The sequence below is a fragment of the Pseudooctadecabacter sp. genome (assembly GCF_020627745.1).
Classification (GTDB): Bacteria; Pseudomonadota; Alphaproteobacteria; order Rhodobacterales; family Rhodobacteraceae; genus Octadecabacter.
The window spans coordinates 51,425-55,717 of sequence record NZ_JAHDGE010000018.1; the positions used below are offsets into that span (position 1 = coordinate 51,425).

5 protein-coding genes are annotated in these 4,293 nt (G+C 62.9%); 4 read left to right on the forward strand and 1 reads right to left on the reverse strand.

Translation table 11 applies throughout. The features are described from left to right. From QZ653_RS09020 to QZ653_RS09035, 4 genes are all read left to right on the forward strand, one after another. The coding region (locus tag QZ653_RS09020) for an ABC transporter permease (protein WP_296419699.1) at positions 1-1,275 on the forward strand (1,275 nt) is incomplete at its 5' end. Then, on the forward strand, positions 1,268-1,960 hold the full coding sequence (locus QZ653_RS09025) for an ABC transporter ATP-binding protein (protein ID WP_296419701.1): 693 nt from the start codon (positions 1,268-1,270) through the stop codon (positions 1,958-1,960). The genes QZ653_RS09020 and QZ653_RS09025, both read left to right, overlap by 8 nt. After that, positions 1,957-2,916 (forward strand): Ldh family oxidoreductase, encoded by a 960-nt coding sequence (locus QZ653_RS09030; RefSeq protein ID WP_296419703.1) that lies wholly within the window; start codon positions 1,957-1,959, stop codon positions 2,914-2,916. Before QZ653_RS09025 ends, QZ653_RS09030 begins: the two co-directional genes overlap by 4 nt. Positions 2,917-3,000: 84 nt before the next feature. Beyond that, positions 3,001-3,642, forward strand: a complete 642-nt coding sequence (locus tag QZ653_RS09035; RefSeq protein ID WP_296419705.1) for a DUF3047 domain-containing protein — start codon at positions 3,001-3,003, stop codon at positions 3,640-3,642. A 9-nt stretch (positions 3,643-3,651) separates the two neighbouring features. Here the strand turns inward: QZ653_RS09035 and QZ653_RS09040 are convergent. Beyond that, on the reverse strand, positions 3,652-4,293 hold a 642-nt coding region (locus QZ653_RS09040), incomplete at its 5' end, for a hypothetical protein (protein WP_296419707.1).

Below are 4,293 nucleotides of genomic sequence, written 5' to 3' on the forward strand. Positions count from 1 at the left end.
ATCCGCGCCAAACGTGCCGAAGGCGGGGTCAGCGTGATGACGTGGATTTCGCTGATCGGCGTGACGCTGGCGGTCTTCGCGCTCATTGCGGTGCTGGCTGTGCGGTCGGGGTTCCGCGCGGATTTCGTGGACACGATCGTGGGCGCCAACGCCCATCTCACCCTGCGCCAGAACTACAATGAAACCATCACCGTGACCCAAGGCGACCAATCGGTTGAGGTCATGCGCCGCGTCGACACCTTGCAGGACGGCGACGCACTGGCCGCAGAGCTGCGCCAGATCGAAGGCGTGACCCGCGCCGCCCCCATCGTGCGCGCCGAAGGGTTGGCGACCATCGCGGACCGGTCGTCGTTTGTGCAGGTCTACGGCATCACGCAGGCTGATTTGCTGGACGTGCCACTGGTACGAAACCCCCAAGACAGCAGCGGCAGTCTGGAGGATTTCGGCGCATCTGACATGGGCGGGGGCATCGCCCTTGGCTCTGGCGTGGCGCGCAATTTGGGCGCGCAGGTGGGCGACCGCATCAGCCTGCTGTCGGCCACGGGCGTGCAAACCGCCGGGGGCCGGTCACCACGCCGCCAGACCTATGACGTGGTCTATATCTTCCAAACAGGCCGCTATGTGACCGACATCAGCCGCATTTATTTGCCGCTTGAAGACGCGCAATCCTTCTTCAGCCGCGACGGTGTCCATGACGAGATTGAGATTTACGTCGAAGACCCCGACCGTGTTGAGGAGTGGATACAGCCCATCTACCGCAGTCTTGGGCCGGAAAGTTTCCTTTATTCGTGGAAAGACAACGAAGGCGCCTACCTGCGCGCCCTGACGGTTGAGGACAATGTGATGTTCATCATCATGGCGATCCTCGTGCTGATTGCGTCGATGAACATCATCAGTGGTTTGATTATGCTGGTGAAAAACAAGGGCAGCGACATCGGCATCCTGCGCACTATGGGGTTGAGCGAGGGGTCCGTCATGCGGATTTTCTTCATCTGTGGCGCGGGTCTGGGCACGGTGGGCACGTTGCTGGGCGTCATCCTCGGGTGTCTTTTTGCCATCTACATCGACACGATTTTTGCGCTGGTGAACTACGTGGCAGGCGGCGGCGTCTGGGACCCGTCGATCCGCGGCATTTACGACATTCCCTCAAAGCTGGAGTTGGAAGACGTTCTTTTGGCGATTGGCCTGTCCTTGTCCCTGTCGTGGATCGTGACGATCTTTCCGGCCCGACGTGCGGCGCGCATGAACCCTGTTGAGGCGCTGCGCTATGAATGATGTGACCCTCAAGCTGGACAATATCCAGAAAGCCTACAACCACGGCAAACCCAGTGAGGTGCAGGTGCTGCATGGGGTGTCCCTGCAAGTGGCCAAGGGCGAAGTCGTGGCCTTGGTCGCCCCATCGGGTGCGGGTAAGTCCACGTTGCTGCACATCGCGGGGCTGCTGGACACGCCCGATGCGGGGACGGTGGCCATTGGCGGCGAAGACCTGACCAAACTGGGCGATCGCAAACGCACCGCCGTGCGCCGGAACGATGTGGGGTTTATCTATCAGTTCCACCACCTGCTGCCCGAATTCACGGCGCTGGAAAACATCGTCCTGCCGCAGCTGGCCAACGGCATCGCGCAGGGTGAGGCCGAGGCCCACGCGATGGATCTGCTGGGCCGTGTCGGCGTGTCAGAACGCGCCAGCCACCGCCCCGCAGCCCTGTCGGGCGGGGAGCAACAGCGGGTGGCGTTCTGCCGTGCGCTGGCCAACAAACCCAAACTTCTGCTGGCCGATGAACCGACGGGCAACTTGGACCCGGGCACATCGGACCGCGTGTTTGAGGCGCTGATGGACCTTGTCCGCGCCTCCGGCCTGTCGGCCTTGATTGCCACCCACAACCTAGACCTTGCCGCCCGCATGGACCGCGCCATTCGCCTTGACCAAGGGCGACTTACAGAAGGATTAGCGCCATGAAAGTCTTCGTCTCCGAGATTGAAGAGGTCGCAAAAGCGGCTCTGACCGCCCATGGGGCGGCAGCGTGGCAGGCCGGCGAAGTGGCCCGCGCCGTCGCCCGCGCCGAAGCCTTCGGCAACGTCATCTGTGGTCTCTACTACCTTGAAAGCTATTGCACGCAACTGGCGTCAGGCCGCGTGGACGGGCAGGTGGACCCTGTCGTGACGCAGCCCAAACCGGGCACTGTGGTGGCCGATGCCAAGTTCGGCTTTGCGCAACCGGCGTTCACCCGAGGCCTGCCACAAGCCATTCAATCCGCGCGTGAAAACGGTGTGGCCACCTTGGCCGTGGCCCATGCGCACACCTGCACATCGCTGGGATTTTTCACCGAACAAATCGCGGATGCGGGTCTGGTCGGGATCGGGTTTACCAATGCCTCACCCGTGGTGGCCCCTCCGGGCGGCAATGCGGCGGTCGTCGGCACGAACCCCATCTCAATGTCCGTTCCCGATGGCGGCATGCACTGGGATTTCTCGACCTCCGCCGTGGCATTGGGCAAGATCACCATGGCCAAAGCGGCGGGCGAAACGATCCCCCTTGGCTGGGCCGTGGACGCGGACGGCCAACCTACCACCGACCCCGAAGCGGCCCTGAAAGGCGCGCTGGTGTCGGCGGGTGGCTACAAAGGCTGGGGCTTCGGCCTGATGGCCGAAGTGCTGGCCGCTGGCATGACCGGATCGGTCAATTCGCTGGATGTCAGCGGGCTGAAACTGCCCGATGGCAAACCCCATGATCTGGGCCAGTTCTATATCCTGATGGAACCGGGCGCAGATTTCGCCGCCCGTCTGGCCCGCGTGTCCGAAGCCGTCGCCGCCCAAGACGGTGCGCGCATCCCCGGCCAGAACCGCCAACCCATGGGGGAGGTCGACGTGCCGGACGCGCTGTGGTCCGCGTGCCGGGCGCTCTCGTCCACCTGACATTCGCGTGAGATTTGAAACCTTTGATTGAGGTTGTCCGTGGCTTTGACCAAGTTGCGATCAATCCAATGAAAGGTACGTCCTATGCGTTTTCTCTCCCTCGCTCTTCCCCTTGCCGTCGTGGCCTCCACCGCTGTGGCGGGCCCCATTTCCTTTGGAAATGGATGGAACGAACAGCGTCTGCAAATCTTCAGCTCCAACGACTACGGCTTCAACGGCAACTCCATGTCCATCGCGTCTGACGGTGCGGTGTCACTGGCATGGACGCGCACGAACCGGTCCGATTGGGGGTCTACTGCGGCCTCTTGGAACTGGGGCGTCAGCCAGTCTGTCCCTGCCACAGACCTGCGGCGCAAGGGCGGCGATGACCGCAATATCTCCGTCTATTTTGTGTTCCTGCCTGAGGCCGATGCCGTCAACATGGAAGGCGCCAACATTCGCCAGCTGAACGGCAACCCGAACGTGCGCATCCTGCAATATGTCTGGGGTGGCAACCATTCACGCGGGTCGATCCAGAATTCGCCCTATGCGCCGGGCCAGGGTGCCAATGTGATCCTGCGGTCGGCGGGCACCGGCAGCCATTCGGAATCTGTCAATCTTGCCAGTGACTTCGCCTCTGCCTTCGGCGGTCAGCCGGGTGCGCTGGTAGGGATTGCTGTGTCAGCGGACAGTGACGACACCGGGTCCAGCATCCGCGCGCAGGTGTCCAACCTTGCCGTTAGGTAAGGGCAGGCGCTAGTCACAGACCCCGCGTAAATCTGCATTCTCAAAGACGCCAAGGACCTCACCGGGCCTTGGCGTTTCGTGTATGGGGCGCACGGGCAGGACCTGCGCCAAAGTGGCGTGCAGCCGCGCGGTGCGCGCGCCGTCGGGGGCCAGCGTGCGGCAACAAATAAACTCCTCCACCAGTGCGGCCTGTTGTTCGTATCCCATGTCGAGGAAGCGGACATTTGCCGCAGGATCAAAGAGGTAGGGGTCCACGCCGGGGCGGTGTTCGGCCAGCCCTTTGAACGGGGAATAGCCCGTCACATCGCGGTTTTGCCATTGCCAGACATGCACCATTTCATGGGCAAAAAACATCGCCGCCACAAGGTTGATGCGGTCGGGGTAGCCTTCCGCATAATCCGGGATCGTCCAGTCGGGGCTGGTCAGAACATGGGTCCACGCCACGGCCCCCGCCGTGCGGGTCTGGATGGTCGGGCCACCGGGCGGCGGCGCGATTTTCTCACGACAGGTGGTTTGCGGGCGGGCCGCATAGGTGCGGGTGGTGTTGCCAATGGGCGCCTCAATCAGGCGGATCGGGGTGGTGTCGAGAGCATCGCCCATGAGGCCACCGGCCAGCACCCGCTCCGCCTCCGTCAGGCCACGCCCGCAGCC